We start from the raw sequence: 1,614 nt of genomic DNA on the forward strand, positions 1-1,614 counted from the left end.
AGGGTTACGAGGGAAGCTCTGCTTACCGAGTATTGTGTCAAAACAGACCGTAATTTATTGAAGAAAGCACGTGTGCATATTCGTCACAAGTGGCGCGTGCGTCACTTGCAGCAAGCCTAGTGCTTGCCAAGGGTTACGAGGGAAGCTTCGCTTACCGAGTATTGTGTAAAAACAGACCGTAATTAATTGAAGAATGCACGTGTGCATATTCGTCACAAGTGGCGCGTGCGCCACTTGTAGCAAGCCTAGTGCTTGCCAAGGGTTACGAGGGAAGCTTCGCTTACCGAGTACCCATCAATGTTTAGTGTGTAAAATCTTATGTGTGTGAGTGAATTTATAAGTTATTTTTAGGAGGATATTATGTTAAGAAAGACCAAAATTGTTTGTACGATTGGACCATCAAGTGAAAAGAAAGAAATTTTCAAAGAACTCGTTAAGAATGGGTTGAACGTGGCGAGATTAAACTTCTCTCATGGTAGTCATGAAGAGCATTTAGCAAGAATTAATATGATTAAAGAAGTTAGAGAAGAACTTCAAATGCCAGTTGCGATTCTTTTGGATACAAAGGGTCCTGAGATTAGAACAGGCAAATTCAAGGAAGCAGTTTATACGCTTGTTGAGGGACAAGAATTCGTATTGACAACTGATGAATACCTTGGCGATCAAAACAAATGCCAAATCTCATATGTAGGATTACCTCAAGACGTTGTGGCTGGAGACAAAATCCTTATTGATGATGGTTTGATTGAACTTGAAGTATTATCTGTAAACGGAAACGATATCACTACTAAAGTATTAAATGGTGGCGATGTTAAAAATAATAAAGGTGTCAACGTTCCTGGTGTTAAAATTAATTTACCAGCGATTACACAAAAGGACATCGATGATATCAAATTTGGTATCGAAAATGATATCGACTTTATCGCAGCGTCATTTATCAGAAAAGCATCTGACGTACTTGAAATCAGAAGAGTTCTTGAAGAAAACCACTCTCATGAAATTCACATTATTTCTAAAATTGAAAATCAAGAGGGTGTTGATAACTTAGAAGAAATCTTAGAAGTTTCTGATGGCTTAATGGTTGCAAGGGGAGACCTTGGGGTTGAAATTCCTACCGAGTTAGTACCTCTAGTACAAAAGCAAATGATCGAAATGTGTAATAAAGAAGGCAAGCCGGTTATCACTGCAACTCAAATGTTAGATTCTATGATTAGAAATCCTAGACCAACAAGAGCAGAGACGACTGACGTTGCCAACGCAATCTTTGATGGTACTGATGCGGTTATGTTATCAGGTGAAACTGCTGCTGGTAAATACCCACTTGAGTCAGTTCGCACAATGGCTAAAATTGCTGCAGCTGCTGAAGGTTCACTCAACTATAGAGAGATGCTTCAAAAGAGAATTGCAATGTCAGATGAGATGGGCGTAACTTATGCAGTAAGTCATGCAACAGCATCTACTGCTTTAGATCTTGATGCTTCTGCAATTATCACAGCGACATCTTCTGGCTTCACTGCTAAAATGGTATCGCGTTTAAAACCAAAATCACCAATCATTGCTTGTACAATTACTGAAGCGGCTTGTAGAAGACTTGCAGTTGTTTGGGGTGTATTC

At 39.3% G+C, this 1,614-nt stretch carries 1 protein-coding gene; it reads left to right on the forward strand.

All coding sequences use genetic code 11. From position 1 onward, the window contains the following. Window positions 1-360: 360 nt before the first annotated feature. The coding region (pyk, locus tag AC220I_RS22320) for a pyruvate kinase (protein WP_486726073.1) at window positions 361-1,614 on the forward strand (1,254 nt) is incomplete at its 3' end.

This window comes from Fusibacter sp. (genome assembly GCF_057447755.1).